This is a genomic window from Kribbella kalugense, assembly GCF_004365875.1.
GTDB lineage: Bacteria > Actinomycetota > Actinomycetes > Propionibacteriales > Kribbellaceae > Kribbella > Kribbella kalugense.
This window is the reverse complement of record NZ_SODF01000001.1, coordinates 1,096,101-1,111,431: the sequence shown is the minus strand read 5'-3', so window position 1 is coordinate 1,111,431 and position 15,331 is coordinate 1,096,101. Positions and strand designations below refer to the sequence as shown.

Below are 15,331 nucleotides of genomic sequence, written 5' to 3'. Positions count from 1 at the left end.
TACCCCATCCCAGGGAGCGCTCCGACCAGCACCCGGTCAGCGTTTCTTGTTCTTCTGACGGGCCCGGATCTGGACGTGGATGGGGCTGCCGACGAAGCCGAAGTCCTCACGCAGGCGGCGTTCGATGAAGCGCTGGTACGACGCCTCGATCTGGCCGGAGGTGAAGATCGCGAAGGTCGGCGGCATCGTGGTGGCCTGCGTGCCGAACAGGATCTTCGGCTGTTTGCCGGAGCGGACCGGGTGCGGGTGGGCGGCGACCAGGCGGCCGAGGAACGCGTTCAGCTGGCCGGTCGGGACGCGGGTCTGCCAACCGTCCAGAGCCGCCTCGATGGCGGGCACCAGCTTGTCCATGTGCCAGCCGGTCAGGGCGCTGATGTTCACCCGTGGCGCCCAGCGGAACTGCACCAGGTCGCGGTCGATCTCGCGCTCCAGGTAGTAGCGCCGCTCGTCGTCCATCAGGTCCCACTTGTTGTACGCGATCACCAGCGCCTTGCCGGCCTCCTCGACCGCGTTCATGATCCGCAGGTCCTGCTCGGTCATCGACTCCGAGGAGTCGATCACGACCACGACGACCTCGGCCCGATCGATGGCCGCGTTGGTCCGCAGCGAGGCGTAGTACTCGTGGCCCTGGACGTTCTTCACCTTGCGCCGGATGCCGGCGGTGTCGATGAACCGCCACTCCTTGCCTGCCAAGGTGATCAGCTCGTCGACCGGGTCGACCGTGGTGCCGGCGACGTCGCTGACGACGACCCGGTCCTCCTTGGCGACCTTGTTCAGCAACGAGGACTTGCCGACGTTCGGCTTGCCGACGATCGCGACCCGCCGCGGCCCGCCGATCTCGCCGTCGCGCTCAGCCGGCGCCTCCGGAAGCGCCGCGAGGATGGCGTCCAGCATGTCGCCCGTACCGCGGCCGTGCATCGCGGAGATCGGGAACGGCTCGCCGATGCCGAGGCCCCACAGGTTCATCGCCTCGGACTCGATCCGCTGGTCGTCGACCTTGTTCGCCGCGAGCACGACCGGCTTGCCGGACTTCCGCAGTACCCGCACGACGGCCTCGTCGGCGTCGGTGATGCCGACCACAGCGTCGACCACGAACAGCACCGCGTCGGCCAGGTTGATCGCGACCTCGGCCTGCGCCGCGACCAGGGCGGCCATGCCGACCGCGTCCGGGTCCCAGCCGCCGGTGTCCACGACGGTGAACTCGCGGCCGGCCCAGTTGGCGTCGTACGACACCCGGTCCCGGGTCACACCCGGGGTGTCCTCCACGACCGCCTCACGGCGGCCGATGATGCGGTTGACCAGCGTGGACTTGCCCACGTTCGGCCGTCCGACGATCGCGAGGACGGGCAGCGGCCCGGTGTCCGCACGGTCGTGCGTCGGTACATCGGTGGGCAGGTCAGTCATCAAGGTCCTTCTGGTCTCGCCAGCCCGGAAGAGGGTGGCCGGTTTCTTCGACGGCCGCCTTCACATGGGCGCGCAACACGTCGCCGATCTGGTCGGCGACCGCCTGTACGTCGGAATGTCTCCTAGGAAAGGGTACGCGCTCGACCGAGAACGGCTCGCCATACACCACGTCGATCCGGCTCCCGGTCGGCGGGAATCCCTCCACATCGCCGGCCGGCAGCCTGGTCCCCATCAGCGCGACCGGCAGGATCGGGGCACCGGTCACCATCGCCAGATACGCCACACCGCCCCGGATCAGGCCGAAATCACCCGGGCCGCGGGTCCCTTCGGGGTAGATGTTCAGCACCCGGCCGTCCCGCAGCACCTGGATCGACTGCCGGACCGCCATGACGTCGTACGTCGACCGATCGACCGGAATCTGGCCGACCCGGCGCAGGAGCGCGCCCTGGAGACCGCCGAAGACCTCGATCTTGCCGAGCTGGTGCAGCATCCGCGGCGCGATCGCCCCGAGCAGCGGACCGTCCAGCAGGCTCAGGTGGTTCGGCGCCATCAGCAGCGGGCCGGTCAGCGGGAACCGGTCCTGGTGGTACACGGTGAGGTTGTACTTCCGGTAGAAGTACGGCCTGGCGATGCCTCGCATGGGGAGCGCGAGCCGGTACGGCAACGGCCGCAGGTCGTCGGTGCGGGGCGGCTCCCGGTGCAGATCCTTGCGCCAGGTCACCTCGGTCCTCATGCCTCGCGGCCCCTGGGGACCGTCTCGGCCTCCTTGGCGAGCTTGCTGATGACGTCGATGACCTCCTCCAGAGTCAGATGCGTGGAATCGATGGTGACCGCGCCGTCCGACGCGACCTGGAACTCCGAAACCGTCGAGTCGTCGGCATCGCGCCGGACGATCTGGTCCCGCAACTGCTCCGCGGTCAACGAGCTGACCTGGGCGCCGCGCCGCGCCATCCGGGCGTCCTGGTCGGCGGTGAGCAGCACCTTCAGCTCGGCGTCGGTCGCGACCACGGTGGCGATGTCGCGGCCCTCGACCACGATCCCGCCGGTCGGCTGCGCGTCGTCGATGATCTCGCGCTGCCGCCGGACCAGCTCTTTGCGGACGTCCAGGTTGGTGGCGATCTTCGAGACCACCTCGCTGATCCGCGGCTCCCGGATCGCGGCCGTGACGTCGGTCCCATCGGCGATCACGAACTGGTGGGCCGGGTCGGTGCTGACCTCCAGCCGAAGGTCCCGGGCCCGCTGCGCGACCGCCGCGGTGTCGTCCAGATCCAGCCCGTGCTCGACCGCGGACCAGGTCACCGCGCGGTACGTCGCCCCGGTGTCGAGGAACCGTAGTCCGAGCCGGGTGGCGACTCCGCGGGCGGTGCTCGATTTACCGGAGCCGCTCGGGCCGTCCACAGCGATGATCATGCCCCGAAGATTACCTTCGGACGGGGACAGAACTACCGGTGGACTACCCAGCCGCGTTCGGTCAGTACGTCGACCAACTGGTCGACGGAGGCCGGTTTGACGGAGAGTTCGACCTCACCGACCGGGCGGCCGGGGCTGTGGTCGATCCGCAGGTCCTCGACGTTGGCGCCGGACTCGGCCGCGTCGGCGAACAGTTTCGCCAGCTGACCGGGTCGGTCCGGAATCGTGACGAGGACGGTGATCAGGTCGATGTGCGGCGTACCGTGCTTGCCCGGGACGCGGACCGCGCCCGAGACGCCTTGGCCGAGGATCGCGGTCAGTTCGTCGGCCGCCTCCTCCTTGCTCAGGGCAACGAGCAGCCGGTCGAGCTCGCCGCGGATCTGTTCCAGCAGGCCGGTCAGCGCGCCCGAGTTCGCGGACACGATCTGCGTCCACAGCGCCGGGTCGCCGGCCGCGATCCGGGTGACGTCACGGACGCCCTGACCGGACAGCTGGAGATGTGACGACGGTGCGTCGGCCAGCGTGCCGGCAGCGAGCGCCGACATCAGGTGCGGGAGGTGCGATACCCGGGCGACCCCGAGGTCGTGGTCCTCGACAGACAGCTCGACAGTGCGAGCACCGGCCGCCTCGGCAAGCCGGCGTACCAGGTCGATGGCCTCGGGAGTGCTGGTCTCGTGCGGGGTGATCGCCCAGGTCGCGCCGTCGAACAGGTCCGCTCGGGCAGCCAGCGGACCATTCCGCTCGGAGCCTGCCATTGGGTGACTTCCGACGTACCGGCTCACGTCGTCGGTCAGGCTCCGCGCGTCGGCGAGCGGCTTCGACTTCACGCTGGCCGCGTCGGTGACGATCGCATCGGTCTGCTTGAGCTGCTCCGCGACGACAGCGCCGACATGATCCGGCGGTACGGCGACCACGACCAGCTGAGGCTCGATCTGGACCAGCCGCGAGCCGGCGCCGATCCGCTCGGCCATCAGCGCGTTGTCCGGGTTGCCGTCGACGAGCTCCACCACCACGCCCAGTCGCGCCAGCGCAAGCCCGATCGACGTACCGATCAATCCAGTACCGACGATGCGAACCGGACCGCGGAGCTCACTCACTGGGCGCCAGTCAGGTCCGGACGGAGCGCGACCGCGCCGTGGAGGTAGACGTGCTGGATCTTGTCGCGGGAGCGCGGCGTCTCGGTGTGCACCATCAGGCGGACAACGCGCGGCAGCGCGTGCGGGACCGGGATCTCCTGCATGCACATCAGCGGTACGTCGGTCAGCCCGATCTGACGCCCGGCCACGGCCGGGAACTCCGAACACAGGTCCGACGTGACGGTGAACAGGATGCTGATCAGATCCTCGTTCTCCAGATCGTTCGCCTCCAGGACCGCCTTCACCAGTTCCGCGGACCGCTCGAGCAGATGCTCGCGCTCGTCCACGTCCAGCTGGGTGGCACCCCGGATCGCCCGTACCGCCACGTGCTCGCCTCCTAGATTCGTCTCCCCCAACCCTAGGCCAAAGCAGTCAAGGACTGGACAGCCGTCTCGGATCGTGCCCGTGCGTCAGCCGACAGGGGTCGACCCTGCCCGTTCTGGGAAGGTAAACGACATGCATTCCGACGAGTTGGTCGAGTCCTACCGCCAGAACGGCTTCGTCGTCCTCGACGAGGCCGTGTCGCCCGATGAGGTCAGCGAGCTCCACGCCGCGGCCGAGCAGCTGTGCCGCGACATCGGACAGGCTCCGGCAAGCGAGCCCGCCGAGGATGTACTGCGCAAGCATCTGTGCATTCACCATCCGCACAAGGCATCCGCAGCAGCCTTGGCTGCGCTGCATGCGCCGCGAGTGGTCGAGACGCTGACCGCGGTGATCGGGCCGAACGTCAAGGCGATGCAGTCGATGCTGTTCATCAAGCCCGAGGGCAAGCCGGGCCAGGCGTGGCACCAGGACGAGTTCTTCATCCCGACCAGGGATCGCTCGCTGACCGCGGTCTGGATCGCGCTCGACGACGCCACCGTGGAGAACGGCTGCCTGTGGGTCTTACCCGGCTCCCACCGCCGCGGTGTGCTCTATCCGGACCGGGAGCAGGACGACCTCCGCTTCGACTGCACGGTCGAGGCGTTCGACTTCCCGTACTCCGACGACGACGCCGTACCGGTCGAAGTACCGGCGGGCTCGGCCGTGATCTTCAACGGGTACCTGCTGCACCGGTCACTGCCGAACACGGGTCGGCGCGGACTACGCCGCGCCCTCGCGAACCACTACATGAGCGCGGAGTCGCTGCTCCCCTGGCAGTCCGTGCCGGCCGGCGTTCACGTCGGCAAGCACGACTACCGCGACATCGTGATGGTCGCCGGGACCGATCCCTACGCCTACAAGGGCATCGAGGATCGGGCCCGGCCGCACTCGCGGCCCGACAAGGACGGCGGGTGCGACCGCTAACCCAGCTGTGCCTCGGCTGCGTCGACGGTCTGCTCGAGCAGGAGGGCGATCGTCATCGGGCCGACGCCGCCCGGGACCGGCGTGATCAGGCGGGCGACCTGGGACGCCTCCTCGAAGTGCACGTCGCCGACGTTGCCCTCGTTGTAGCCGGCGTCGACCACGACCGCGCCCGGCTTCAGCCAGTCGCCGCGGACGAAGTTCGCCTTGCCGACCGCGGCGATCACGACATCCGCCGTACGCACCAGCTCCGGCAGGTCCCGCGTTCGCGAGTGGGCGTAGGTGACGGTCGCATTCGATGCCAGTAGCAACATCCCGGCCGGCTTGCCGAGGATCGGGCTGCGGCCGATGACGACCGCATGCGCTCCTTCGAGCGGTACGTCGTACGCCTCGAGCAGCCGCATGATCCCGCCGGGAGTCGCCGACCGGAACCCCGGGTCGCCGAAGGCCATCGCCGCGAACGACAGCATCGTGACCCCGTCGACGTCCTTGCCCGGGTCGATCGCCTCGAAGGCGGCCCGCTCGTCGATCTGGGCCGGCACCGGGTGCTGCAGCAGGATCCCGTGCACCTCCGGGTCCTCGGACAGCTTCCGGATCTCCGCGACCAGTTCGTCGGTCGTGGTCTCGGCCGGCATGACCACACTGCGCGAGCCGATCCCGGCCTTCTTCGACCGGTTCTGCTTCATCCGCACATACGTCGCCGACGCGGGATCGTCCCCGACCAGCACGGTCGCCAGGCACGGCTGTACGCCGTACTTCTCCTGCAGGGCCTTGGCCCGTTCGGCCGCCTTGGCCACCATCTCGGCCGCGAGGTCGGTCCCGATCATCAAGTCAGCAGTCATCTGCGCACTCCTCAACAGTTGAAGGTGCCCAGGCGCGCGGCGAAGCCGGATGGCAGACCGTTCCCCGGTGGTCGTCCACCTCAGCGCCAGTTGCGGTCCACCGTCAGGATACCGACCCGGTCGCCTCGGCGACGAACGTGTCGACCACCCCGTCGCCGATCTTGAGCGGGACCTGGCTGTGCGGGAGGCGGACGTCGCGGATCTCGTCGGCCTGCGTGATCAGGTGCTGGATCTCGTCGCGGGCGGTCGCGACGTCCGAGGCGTTGCCCTCCGCCTGCGCCTCGAACACGCGTAGCGCCTGACGCAGCGCGCCGCCCCAGTAGAACGACGCGTCCAGCCAGGCGTCGGTCTCGGCCTCGAAGGCAGGATCCACCACGCCGCTTCGGATCTGGGCGGAGGCGTTCTCGATCGCCTCGAGGTGCGGCTCGAGGTCGGCGATCGCGCCGGCCAGGTTGCCGCCGTCCCAGGTCGCCCGGAAGGCAGCCAGCTTCGACGCCAACACCGGCGCATTGGTCAGGTGCAGCTTCCCGTCGTACGTCGTGAGGTCCGCGAACACCTCCAGCGCCGCGATCGTGTCCGCGTCTCCCCCGGCCCGCTCGGCGATCGCACGATGCCAGGACGCCTCCGCGTCGTACGTCGCGGGCCTCCAGCCGAACTCGGCGAACGAATACAGCGCGAGCTTGCTGGCCGCGGCCTGGTTCATCGGGTTCGAGATCACGCCGACCACGTGCTCGGCCAGCCCGGGCTCGCGACCGGTGTACGCCGCGAGCAGGATCCGCCCGTGCGCGTAGTCGTTGACCGGATAGTTGTCCCAGATCAGGATGTCGTGCCCGAAGACCGCCTTGGCCTCGGCCGCTTGTGCGCTCGTGATCTTCTCCGGAACGACCGCAGTACCGGTCCAGTGCACGATCACGGCCGGATCGAGCTGCTCACGCAGCGCCTGCTTGTACGGCGTCTCGTGCACGTCGTAGTACTCGGTCGGGACCATCTGCAGCGGCGCGAGGTCCGGCTTGCTCGCGATCCACTCCCGCTGGATCCGGTTGCACAGGTCGGCCTGCGCCGCGCCGGCCGCGCCACCACCTGAGCCGTACTTCGCAGCGTCCTCGTCGGAGTGCCACTTCTCGTACTCGATGTCGTCGAGCGGCACGTTGAACACCCGTACGCCGAGCGCGTACAACGCCTCGAACTTGGCGATCAGCGCCTGGTAGTCGTCGTCCGAGGTGTAGCTGATCGACAGGCCGGGTGAGAGCGCGAAGGTGAAGTCGACCTTGTTGCGCTGGGCCCGCTCGATCAGCTCGCCGAGCTCGGCCAGCTTGTCGGCCGGGTACGGGTCGCGCCACCGCTCACGGTGGTAGACGTCGTCCTTCGGCGCGTACTGGTACGTGTTCAGCTTGTGCGCGCCGAGGTAGTCCAGGTGGTCGAGCCGGTCCGCGTGCGACCACGGGGTGCCGTAGAAGCCCTCAATCGAGCCTCGGTACCGCAGCGTCGGCCAGTCGCGGATCTCGACACCGTCCACGTGGTTGCCCTGGACAAGCTGTGACAAGGTCAGCGCGGCGTAATACGTGCCGCGGGCATCGACACCGTCCAGCACGATCTGACCGGCGCCGACGGCAACGACGTACCCCTCCGCCGGCAGACCCGCCGCCGACTCGACGTCGAGACCGGTGCCGCCGAGGTGGACGGTCACGTCCGCCTCGCCGTCCACGATCGTGCTGACGCCGGCCCGGGTCAGGGTGTCGCGGACGATCCGGCCGGCGTCGGGATCGGTGGTCGGGCCGTGGACCAGGCCGACCGTGTCACCGAGGTCGAATCCGTCCGGACGGCTGCTGCTCTGCTGAGGCTCTGGGGTCACGAGACCCATCCACTCAGTGCGCAGACCTGCTCGTCAAGACACCCGGGTGAGCTTGAGGACCGGGATCGTGCGAATGCCGGCGGTGCGGACCTCGTACTCGGCGAAGCCCGGGTACCGCTTCGCCTGCTCGGCGTAGATGCGGTCGCGCTCGACGCCGGTCACGTCCTCCACAGTCACCTTGTACGTCTCAGTGCCGACCTCGACGACGCCTTCACCGGCGGCGGTCAGGTTGCGGTACCAATCCGGGTTGGTGGGAGCGCCGCCCTTGCTGGCGAACACGTAGATGACGGACGGGTCCGTCTCGTCGGCCAGGTACATAGTCGGGGCGATGAACTCCTGCCCGCTCCGACGGCCGACGTGGTGCAGCAGCACCATCGGCGCGCCCTCGAAGTTGCCGCCGACCCTGCCTTCGTTCTCCCGGAACTGGGTGATGACGTTCGCGTTCCAGTCGCTCATATCGATTCCTCCGCAGATTTACTAGAGCAAGCCTGCGTGGTCCAACGCGAGATAGGCGGCATCAATTCCGGTCATCGCACCCGGCGTGCGCAGCTCGGCACGGAACGCGTCCACGGACAGCTCGACCGGGACGCAGTCCTCGGCCTCGTCCAGCTGCTGCTTCCCGTCCGGGCGGCAGCCGCGGGCGATCCCGACGTACTTGCGGAAGGTCGAGGAGGCACCGGACCACTGCCAACCGACGACGTCGAGCGTCTCGCAGGTGTAGCCGGTCTCCTCTTCGAGCTCACGTGCACCGGCGAGCGAGACCTCCTCCCCCGGCTCGATCAGCCCACCGGGAAGGTTCGTGACCACGGTGTCGGGGCCGGCGCGGAACATCCGGATCGTCACGATCCGCCCCTCCGGCGTCAACGGCAGCACCGTGATGCCGGAGGTGATGCCGGCCTCGGGCCCGTACACGTCCCAGTCGACCTCACGGCCGTCGGGCATCCGGTACCGGCGCAGCCGCACGGTCAGGAACCGCTTGAACCCCGGCTCCTCCTCGAGCAGCTCCCACGGCGCCGGATCTGCGGGCCGAGACGACTCAGCCGCCACGTTCTCGGTGGCGGCTGAGGTCTCGTGCTGGTCCGTCACAGCGGACTGTTGTCGTCGGGATCCTCCGGCGGCGCGATCGGTACGTCGTCCTTCGTCGAGGCACCGGCAGTGTCGTCAGCAGACCCCGTGGACTCCGCGGCCTCCGACTTCGCATCCCCGTCGGTGGATTCGGTCGTGTCCGGGCGGGACTCGGACAGGATGCGCGCCAGCGTCTCCTCGGAGATCCGCTTGAACTTGCGCACCTGCGACCGGGTCCGGTCCAGGACCGCGACCTCGAGCTGGTCCGGGGTCAACTGCCGTACCTCGGAACCGTCATGCGCGAGCGCATCCACCGCGAGCCGGAGCGCACCGGCCAGTGAGATGCCCTCCTGGAAGTGCTCACCGACGTACTCCGCGACCTGGTCGGCCGGCCCGCCCATCACGGCGTACCCGCGGACGTCCGCGATCGAGCCGTCGTAGGTGAGCCGGTAGATCTGGTCCTCGGCCGTGCTCAGACCGACCTCGGCGACGAGGATCTCGACCTCGAGCGGCTTCTCGCCGCCGGAGGAGAAGATCGCGCCGAGGGTCTGCGCGTACGCGTTGGCCAGCGCGCGGCCCGTCACGTCACGCCGGTCGTAGGAGTACCCGCGCATGTCGGCCAGCCGCACGCCGGCGATCCGCAGGTTCTCGAACTCGTTGTACCGGCCGACGGCGGCGAACGCCATCCGGTCGTAGATCTCGGCCACCTTGTGCAGCGCGGGCGAGCGGTTCTCCGCGACGAACAGGATGCCGTCGGCATATTGCAGCGCGATCGCGCTGCGGCCCTTGGCGATGCCCTTCCGGGCGAAGTCGGCCCGGTCCCGCATCAGCTGCTCGGGCGAGACGTAGAACGGAACGCTCATCGAAGGTGTCGTCCTCTAATCAGTCGATCGGGCGGGTGGTCAGGTGAGGGACGCCGCGGCCGGGCCGTCGGGACGGTTGTGCCGCTCGGCCCAGGCCGCGTCGACGATGGCTGCGACCTCGTCCTCCGGCAGCCGCCGGTAACCGTCCGCGGTGACCACACCGACCACCGGGAAGATCCGTCGCAGCATGTCCGGACCGCCGGTCGCCGAGTCGTCGTCGGCGGCGTCGATCAGGGACTGGATCACCGCCGTGATGCAGTCCGTCACCGAACTGTCCTCGCGGTAGAGCTTCTTCAGCGCGCCCCGGGCGAACACCGAACCCGAGCCGACGCTGTGGAAGTGGTGCTCCTCGTAGCGCCCGCCGGTCGGGTCGTAGGAGAAGATCCGGCCACCCTTGATGTCGGGGTCGTAGCCCGCGAACAGCGGCACCACGGTCAGGCCCTGCAGCGCCATCGAGAGGTTGCCCCGGATCAGCGCACTCAGCCGGTTGGCCTTGCCGTCCAGGCTGAGGGTCGCGCCCTCGAGCTTCTCGTAGTGCTCCAGCTCGACCTGGAACAGCCGGACCATCTCGATCCCGAAACCGGCCGTGCCGGCGAACGCGACCGCGGAGTACTCGTCGGCCGGGAACACCTTCTCGATGTCACGCTGGGCGATGATGTTGCCCATCGTGGCCCGCCGGTCGCCGGCCATCACCACGCCACCGGGGAAGGTGGCGGCGACGATCGTCGTACCGTGCGGGACCTGGTCGGAGAAGTCGGCCGACCCCAGGCTGCGTCGTCCCGGCAACAGGTCAGGCGCGTACCCGGCCAGGAAGTCCATGAACGACGAGCCGCCTGGGGTCATGAAGGCTTCCGGCAACCGGCCGGAGGCATCGAAAGTCATCGAGCGGTTCACTCCCCACCCTTTTGCACGAATCCGCGGACGAACTCCTCGGCGTTCTCCTCGAGAACCTCGTCGATCTCGTCCAGGATCGAGTCGACGTCCTCGTCGAGCCGTTCCTTACGCTCCTGGACATCCTCCGACGCCTCGACCTGCTCGACCTCTTCCTCGGTCGACGAACGCTTCGGCTGCTTGTGCTGCTGACCGCCGTCTTTCGCCATGGCCACACACCTCCTAGAACCGCAGTGAAAGAGACGCCCAACCGACTCTCTCGTTGCTGTACTAGCGACCCTACCCGGCGGCGCCCCCAGTAATGGTGCGAACCAGGTCACTCGCGGTGTCGCACTGGTCAAGAAGTGCCCCGACATGGGCCTTTGTGCCCCGCAACGGGTCCAAAGTCGGGATCCGCTGAAGCGATTCTTTCCCGGGCAGATCGAAGATCACCGAGTCCCAGGAGGCGGCCGCGACCTGCGGGGCGTACTGCTGCATGCAGCGGCCGCGGAAGTAGGCCCGGGTGTCGACCGGCGGATGCGAGACCGCCATCCGGATCTCCTCGTCGCTGACCACCCGCTGCATCCGGCCGGACTTCACCAACCTGTAATACAAACCCTTGTCCGGACGGAGGTCGGCGTACTGCAGGTCGATCAGGTGCAGCTTCGGGTCGTCCCACTCGAGGCCGTCGCGGTCGCGGTACTGCTGGAGCAGCTTGTACTTCGCGACCCAGTCCAGCTGGTCGGAGAGTTTCATCGGGTCGATCGCGAGCTGATCGAGGATCTGCTCCCACCGGTGCAGCACGTCCTTGGTCTGCCGGTCCGCGTCGTCGCCGTACTTGTCCTCGACGTACTTGCGGGCCTGCTCCAGGTACTCCGTCTGCAGCTGGACGGCGGTGATCTTCCGGCCGTCCTTCAGCGTGATCAGATGCGTGCAGGACGGGTCGTGGCTGACCTCGTGCAGCGCGGTCACCGGGCGGTCGACGCTGAGGTCGTCGGTGAGCCAGCCGTCCTCGATCATCGCCAGCACCAGCGACGCCGTCCCGACCTTCAGGTACGTCGAGATCTCGGACAGGTTCGCGTCGCCGATGATGACGTGCAGCCGGCGGTAGCGGTCCGGGTTCGCATGGGGCTCGTCACGGGTGTTGATGATCGGCCGCTTCAGCGTGGTCTCCAGGCCGACCTCGACCTCGAAGTAGTCGGCCCGCTGACTGACCTGGAACCCGTGCGCCGCGCCGTCCTGGCCGATGCCGACCCTGCCTGCGCCGGTGACCACCTGACGGCTCACGAAGAACGGCGTCAGGTGCCGCACGATCGACGCGAACGGCGTCGACCGTCGCATCAGATAGTTCTCATGCGAGCCGTAGGACGCGCCCTTGTTGTCGGTGTTGTTCTTGTACAGGTTCAGCTGGGGGGCACCCGGGATCAGCCGGGCCTGGCGCGCGCCCTCCATGATCACCAGCTCGCCGGCCTTGTCCCACACCACCGCGTCCCGCGGATTCGTGGTCTCGGGCGCCGAGTACTCCGGATGCGCATGGTCGACGTACAGCCGGGCGCCGTTGGTGAGGATCACGTTCGCCAGGCCGGTCTCCTCGTCGGTCAGCTGGCTGGAGTCCGCCACTTCCCGGCTCAGGTCGAATCCTCGCGCGTCCCGCAGCGGGTGCTCCTCGTCGAAGTCCCATCGGGTCTTGCGCGCGAGCGGCTGCGTCTGCGCGTAGCCGTTCACCACCTGGCTCGAGGTCAGCATCGGGTTGGCCCCGGGCTGGCCCGGCACCGAGATCCCGAACTCGGTCTCGGTACCCATGATCCGCCGAACACTCATGCGAAAGAGCCTACGCGGTAAGGCCGACTAAAGGTGTTGCTGTGTCCACAGGGTTACATGTGAGACTGCGCGGATGGACGAAATGGTGGCGATCCTGGACGAAGACAACCATGTCACCGGATCCGCGCCACGATCGGTCATGCGCCGCGACAACCTGCGACACTCCGCCACCGGCGTACTCGTCCGGAATCCGATCGGCGACATCTACGTGCACCGCCGTACGCCGACAAAGGACGTCTACCCGGGCCGGTACGACTTCGCCGCGGGTGGGGTCGTCGCGGCCGGCGAGGAGCCGTTCCACGCCGTCGTACGGGAGCTGGACGAGGAGCTCGGGATCTCCGGGGTCGAGCTGACCCGGCTGCCGGAGGGCGACTACGCCGACGACCACACGCGGTACCACGCCTACCTGTACAGCTGCGTCTGGGACGGCCCTGTGCGGCACCAGCCGGAAGAGGTCGAGTGGGGCGCGTGGATGTCCCCCGCCGACCTCGTGGCCAAGTTCGACGAGTGGTCGTTCATGCCGGACACGGTGGGGTTGCTCGGTCCGTACGTCCGGAGCCTGGTGTGATCCTCGTCGAGGGCTGGGACAGCCACGCGTGGATCGACGGCCCGTGGATCCACCGCTCTCCCCGCCGTCCCGAGGTCCGTCCGCGGCTGCTCGCCGAAGCCACTCTCCTCCCCTGGCTGGCCCCACAGCTGCCGCTACCGGTGCCGGTACCCGAGCTGACGGATGACGGCGTACGTCACCTGCTGCTGCCCGGCACACCCCTGGAAGACGGCGGTGCGGCGACTGGCCGCGAGCTGGGCGCCTTCCTCAAAGCACTGCACGCCGTAGATCCGGTGGACGCGGTCGCACATGGCGCTCTGGACGCGGAGACTGCGACTGCGGCCAAGACCGTGGAACTGGCCGAATTCCGGACGCAAATCGTGCCCCTGCTGCCCAGCGACGTTCAGACCGCCGCACATGAGCTACTCGACCGCGTCGCCAACATCCGGACCACGCTGGTCCATTGCGACCTAGGTCCGGACCACATCCTCATGACCGACGGCCGGATCACCGGGATCATCGACTGGACCGACGCGGTGATCGGCGACCCCGCCCTGGACCTCTGCTGGCCCCTGAACGGCGCACCCGATGCGGTGCGAGCCGGAGTCATCGCGGCGTACGAGCCCACCCCTGACCTGGTCGCACGCTCCCACGACTGGGCGCGGCTCTCCCCCTGGTACGGCGTACATCGTGGTCTGCTGCTGGACCGGCCTGCTGATGTCCGGACCGGGCTGCCCGAGATTCTGACAGCGCTCTGATGCAACCATCGGGTGACTGGCCGGTCATTACCCGATGTGAACATCATCCTGACTGACGATACGGAGCCGGCCATGGCTACGGGATCTGCGGGATCACCGAGCGATCTCGAACCGGGCTCCGACCCGGACCTCTGGGAGCGGTTGCGGATCGGCGACCACTTCGCATTGGGCGAGTTGTTCGACCGCTACGCGGACGAGGTGCGGGCTTTCGCATTCCGGCGTACCGCGTCCTGGAGTACCGCCGACGACGTCGTCCAAGCGACATTTCTCAACACCTGGCGGCGATTCCAGCGGAACCCACCGGGTCCGCTGACCGGGCCGAGTGCTCGCGGCTGGCTGCTGATGGTCGCCGCCAACGAGTGCCGGACCCTGTTCCGGACGGCGAACCGGCTGCGCAACCTGGTGGCCCGCCTGCCCGACCCGGCGCCGGACCGCGATCACGCCCCCGACATCGACCGCCGGCTGGACGACGAGCGACAGATGTCGGCGATTCGCCGCGCTGTCGCCAAACTCCCCCGGCACGAACGCGAGACTCTCGAGCTCGTCGTCTGGGCCGGCCTCACCACGACCGAGGCCGCGGACGCCCTCGGCGTACCGGTCGGAACCGTCAAGGCCCGCCTGCACCGCACCCGTCGTCGCTTCCCCGACCTGCTGACCCGGGTCGACCTCACCGAGGAGCTGTCATGAACCTCCGACTCGACCCGCCTCCCGTCCCCCCGTTGGATCCGGCACGGCGCGCCCAGCTACGCAAGCAAGTGATGGACAAGTCGCGTCCCGCGGGTCATCCCCCGGCCCGGCGCTGGATCGCTCCGGCGATCGGTGTCGGCGCCGTCGCCGCCGTTGTGGCCGGCAGCCTCGTCATCACCAACCGGCCACCCACCGCCCCCGATGGCGCCGGGCCTGCGACGGCAGCAACCCCAACCGCTCCCCGAACCGGTCTCGAGGTCGTGCCCGACGCCGAGGCGGCCGCCGCCTTCGCGAAGGCCTGCGAGCGCGGCGGGCACACGAGGCTCGACCGGCCGCTGACGATTATCTGGGCGCGGCGGGTGCCGGGCGCGAATCCCAGGAATACCGATGTCCTGATGATCCTCAAGGGGTCCGGAGCCTCTGGCCTCGCCACCTGTCTCGCCCCCTCCGGAGCCGGCGGGTGGGAGAAATATCCGTCGCCCCGGTGGGTCACGCTCCCGACGCAGAACGAAGGCCTCGCCGGCCTGACCTCCGGCAGTTCCTCGCTATCGGCGCCGAAGCCGGCGTCCCGGATGTGGAAGCTCTACCGAGCCCGTCCGGAGGTCGCCCGGGTCGAGTCGCGCCTGGTCTGGAAGGGCACCACGAGTCCCTGGCAGCAGGGCTACGTCGACAGCGGCTACGCCTACGCGGACAACCGGGTGAATGTGGCCGTGAGTCTCAGCACCGTGCGCCAGGAGGTGCGGGCGTACGACGCCCAGGGTCGGTTGCTCCCGATCGAGCCGAAGTAGCGCG

18 protein-coding genes and 1 riboswitch are annotated in these 15,331 nt (G+C 68.7%); of the genes, 5 read left to right on the top strand and 13 right to left on the bottom strand.

Translation table 11 applies throughout. From position 1 onward, the window contains the following. Positions 1–36: 36 nt before the first annotated feature. The 5 genes from der to aroH are packed head-to-tail and all read right to left on the bottom strand — an operon-like array spanning position 37 to position 4,276. On the bottom strand, positions 37–1,404 hold the full coding sequence (gene der, locus EV650_RS05135; RefSeq protein ID WP_134115844.1) for a ribosome biogenesis GTPase Der: 1,368 nt from the start codon (positions 1,402–1,404) through the stop codon (positions 37–39). Continuing rightward, complete coding sequence (locus EV650_RS05130) at positions 1,397–2,137, bottom strand: lysophospholipid acyltransferase family protein (RefSeq protein WP_134115842.1); 741 nt, start codon at positions 2,135–2,137, stop codon at positions 1,397–1,399. Before EV650_RS05130 ends, der begins: the two co-directional genes overlap by 8 nt. Then, positions 2,134–2,814, bottom strand: a complete 681-nt coding sequence (gene cmk / locus EV650_RS05125; RefSeq protein ID WP_134115840.1) for a (d)CMP kinase — start codon at positions 2,812–2,814, stop codon at positions 2,134–2,136. The genes EV650_RS05130 and cmk overlap by 4 nt, the downstream gene beginning before the upstream one ends. A gap of 32 nt (positions 2,815–2,846) precedes the next feature. Beyond that, entirely contained in the window at positions 2,847–3,911 is a 1,065-nt protein-coding gene (locus EV650_RS05120; RefSeq protein ID WP_134115838.1) for a prephenate dehydrogenase, read from the bottom strand. Then, the gene (aroH, locus tag EV650_RS05115; RefSeq protein ID WP_134115836.1) at positions 3,908–4,276 is read right to left on the bottom strand and encodes a chorismate mutase; all 369 of its coding nucleotides are present in this window, start codon (positions 4,274–4,276) and stop codon (positions 3,908–3,910) included. Before aroH ends, EV650_RS05120 begins: the two co-directional genes overlap by 4 nt. Positions 4,277–4,406: 130 nt before the next feature. Between aroH and EV650_RS05110 the strand changes: the two genes are divergently transcribed. Next, positions 4,407–5,237 carry a phytanoyl-CoA dioxygenase family protein gene (locus tag EV650_RS05110; protein ID WP_134115834.1) on the top strand — a complete coding sequence of 277 codons (831 nt, stop codon included), beginning with the start codon at positions 4,407–4,409 and terminating at the stop codon, positions 5,235–5,237. Here EV650_RS05110 and EV650_RS05105 read toward each other — a convergent pair. From EV650_RS05105 to dop, 8 genes are all read right to left on the bottom strand, one after another. Beyond that, positions 5,234–6,076: a bifunctional 5,10-methylenetetrahydrofolate dehydrogenase/5,10-methenyltetrahydrofolate cyclohydrolase gene (locus tag EV650_RS05105; RefSeq protein WP_134115832.1), complete on the bottom strand. Its 843-nt coding sequence runs from the start codon at positions 6,074–6,076 to the stop codon at positions 5,234–5,236. The two genes, EV650_RS05110 and EV650_RS05105, sit on opposite strands and share 4 nt — an antisense overlap. 19 nt (positions 6,077–6,095) lie before the next feature. Continuing rightward, positions 6,096–6,180, bottom strand: a riboswitch (ZMP/ZTP riboswitch). Then, positions 6,180–7,928: a glycoside hydrolase family 84 protein gene (locus EV650_RS05100; RefSeq protein ID WP_238174023.1), complete on the bottom strand. Its 1,749-nt coding sequence runs from the start codon at positions 7,926–7,928 to the stop codon at positions 6,180–6,182. Its footprint overlaps the riboswitch before it by 1 nt. A gap of 33 nt (positions 7,929–7,961) precedes the next feature. Then, positions 7,962–8,384: a nitroreductase family deazaflavin-dependent oxidoreductase gene (locus EV650_RS05095; RefSeq protein WP_134115828.1), complete on the bottom strand. Its 423-nt coding sequence runs from the start codon at positions 8,382–8,384 to the stop codon at positions 7,962–7,964. Between the two features lie 21 nt (positions 8,385–8,405). Then, positions 8,406–9,014: an NUDIX hydrolase gene (locus EV650_RS05090; RefSeq protein ID WP_134115826.1), complete on the bottom strand. Its 609-nt coding sequence runs from the start codon at positions 9,012–9,014 to the stop codon at positions 8,406–8,408. Further along, positions 9,011–9,856 carry a proteasome subunit alpha gene (gene prcA, locus EV650_RS05085; RefSeq protein ID WP_134115824.1) on the bottom strand — a complete coding sequence of 282 codons (846 nt, stop codon included), beginning with the start codon at positions 9,854–9,856 and terminating at the stop codon, positions 9,011–9,013. The genes EV650_RS05090 and prcA overlap by 4 nt, the downstream gene beginning before the upstream one ends. A 39-nt stretch (positions 9,857–9,895) precedes the next feature. Beyond that, a complete protein-coding gene (prcB, locus tag EV650_RS05080) occupies positions 9,896–10,738 on the bottom strand; it encodes a proteasome subunit beta (protein ID WP_134115822.1) in 843 nt (280 codons plus the stop codon). Positions 10,739–10,746: 8 nt separating this feature from the next. Next, positions 10,747–10,956 (bottom strand): ubiquitin-like protein Pup, encoded by a 210-nt coding sequence (locus EV650_RS05075; protein WP_130448384.1) that lies wholly within the window; start codon positions 10,954–10,956, stop codon positions 10,747–10,749. Positions 10,957–11,026: 70 nt separating this feature from the next. Further along, positions 11,027–12,547, bottom strand: a complete 1,521-nt coding sequence (dop, locus tag EV650_RS05070; RefSeq protein ID WP_134115820.1) for a depupylase/deamidase Dop — start codon at positions 12,545–12,547, stop codon at positions 11,027–11,029. A 73-nt stretch (positions 12,548–12,620) separates the two neighbouring features. On the opposite strand from dop, the gene EV650_RS05065 reads away from it, so the two are divergent. From EV650_RS05065 to EV650_RS05050, 4 genes are all read left to right on the top strand, one after another. Continuing rightward, entirely contained in the window at positions 12,621–13,115 is a 495-nt protein-coding gene (locus EV650_RS05065; RefSeq protein WP_134115818.1) for an NUDIX hydrolase, read from the top strand. After that, positions 13,112–13,852, top strand: coding sequence for a phosphotransferase (locus tag EV650_RS05060; RefSeq protein WP_166678033.1), 741 nt, complete (start codon positions 13,112–13,114; stop codon positions 13,850–13,852). Before EV650_RS05065 ends, EV650_RS05060 begins: the two co-directional genes overlap by 4 nt. 72 nt (positions 13,853–13,924) lie before the next feature. Continuing rightward, positions 13,925–14,539 (top strand): RNA polymerase sigma factor, encoded by a 615-nt coding sequence (locus EV650_RS05055; RefSeq protein WP_238174022.1) that lies wholly within the window; start codon positions 13,925–13,927, stop codon positions 14,537–14,539. Then, entirely contained in the window at positions 14,536–15,327 is a 792-nt protein-coding gene (locus tag EV650_RS05050; RefSeq protein WP_134115812.1) for a hypothetical protein, read from the top strand. The genes EV650_RS05055 and EV650_RS05050 overlap by 4 nt, the downstream gene beginning before the upstream one ends. The last annotated feature ends 4 nt before the right edge of the window (positions 15,328–15,331 follow it).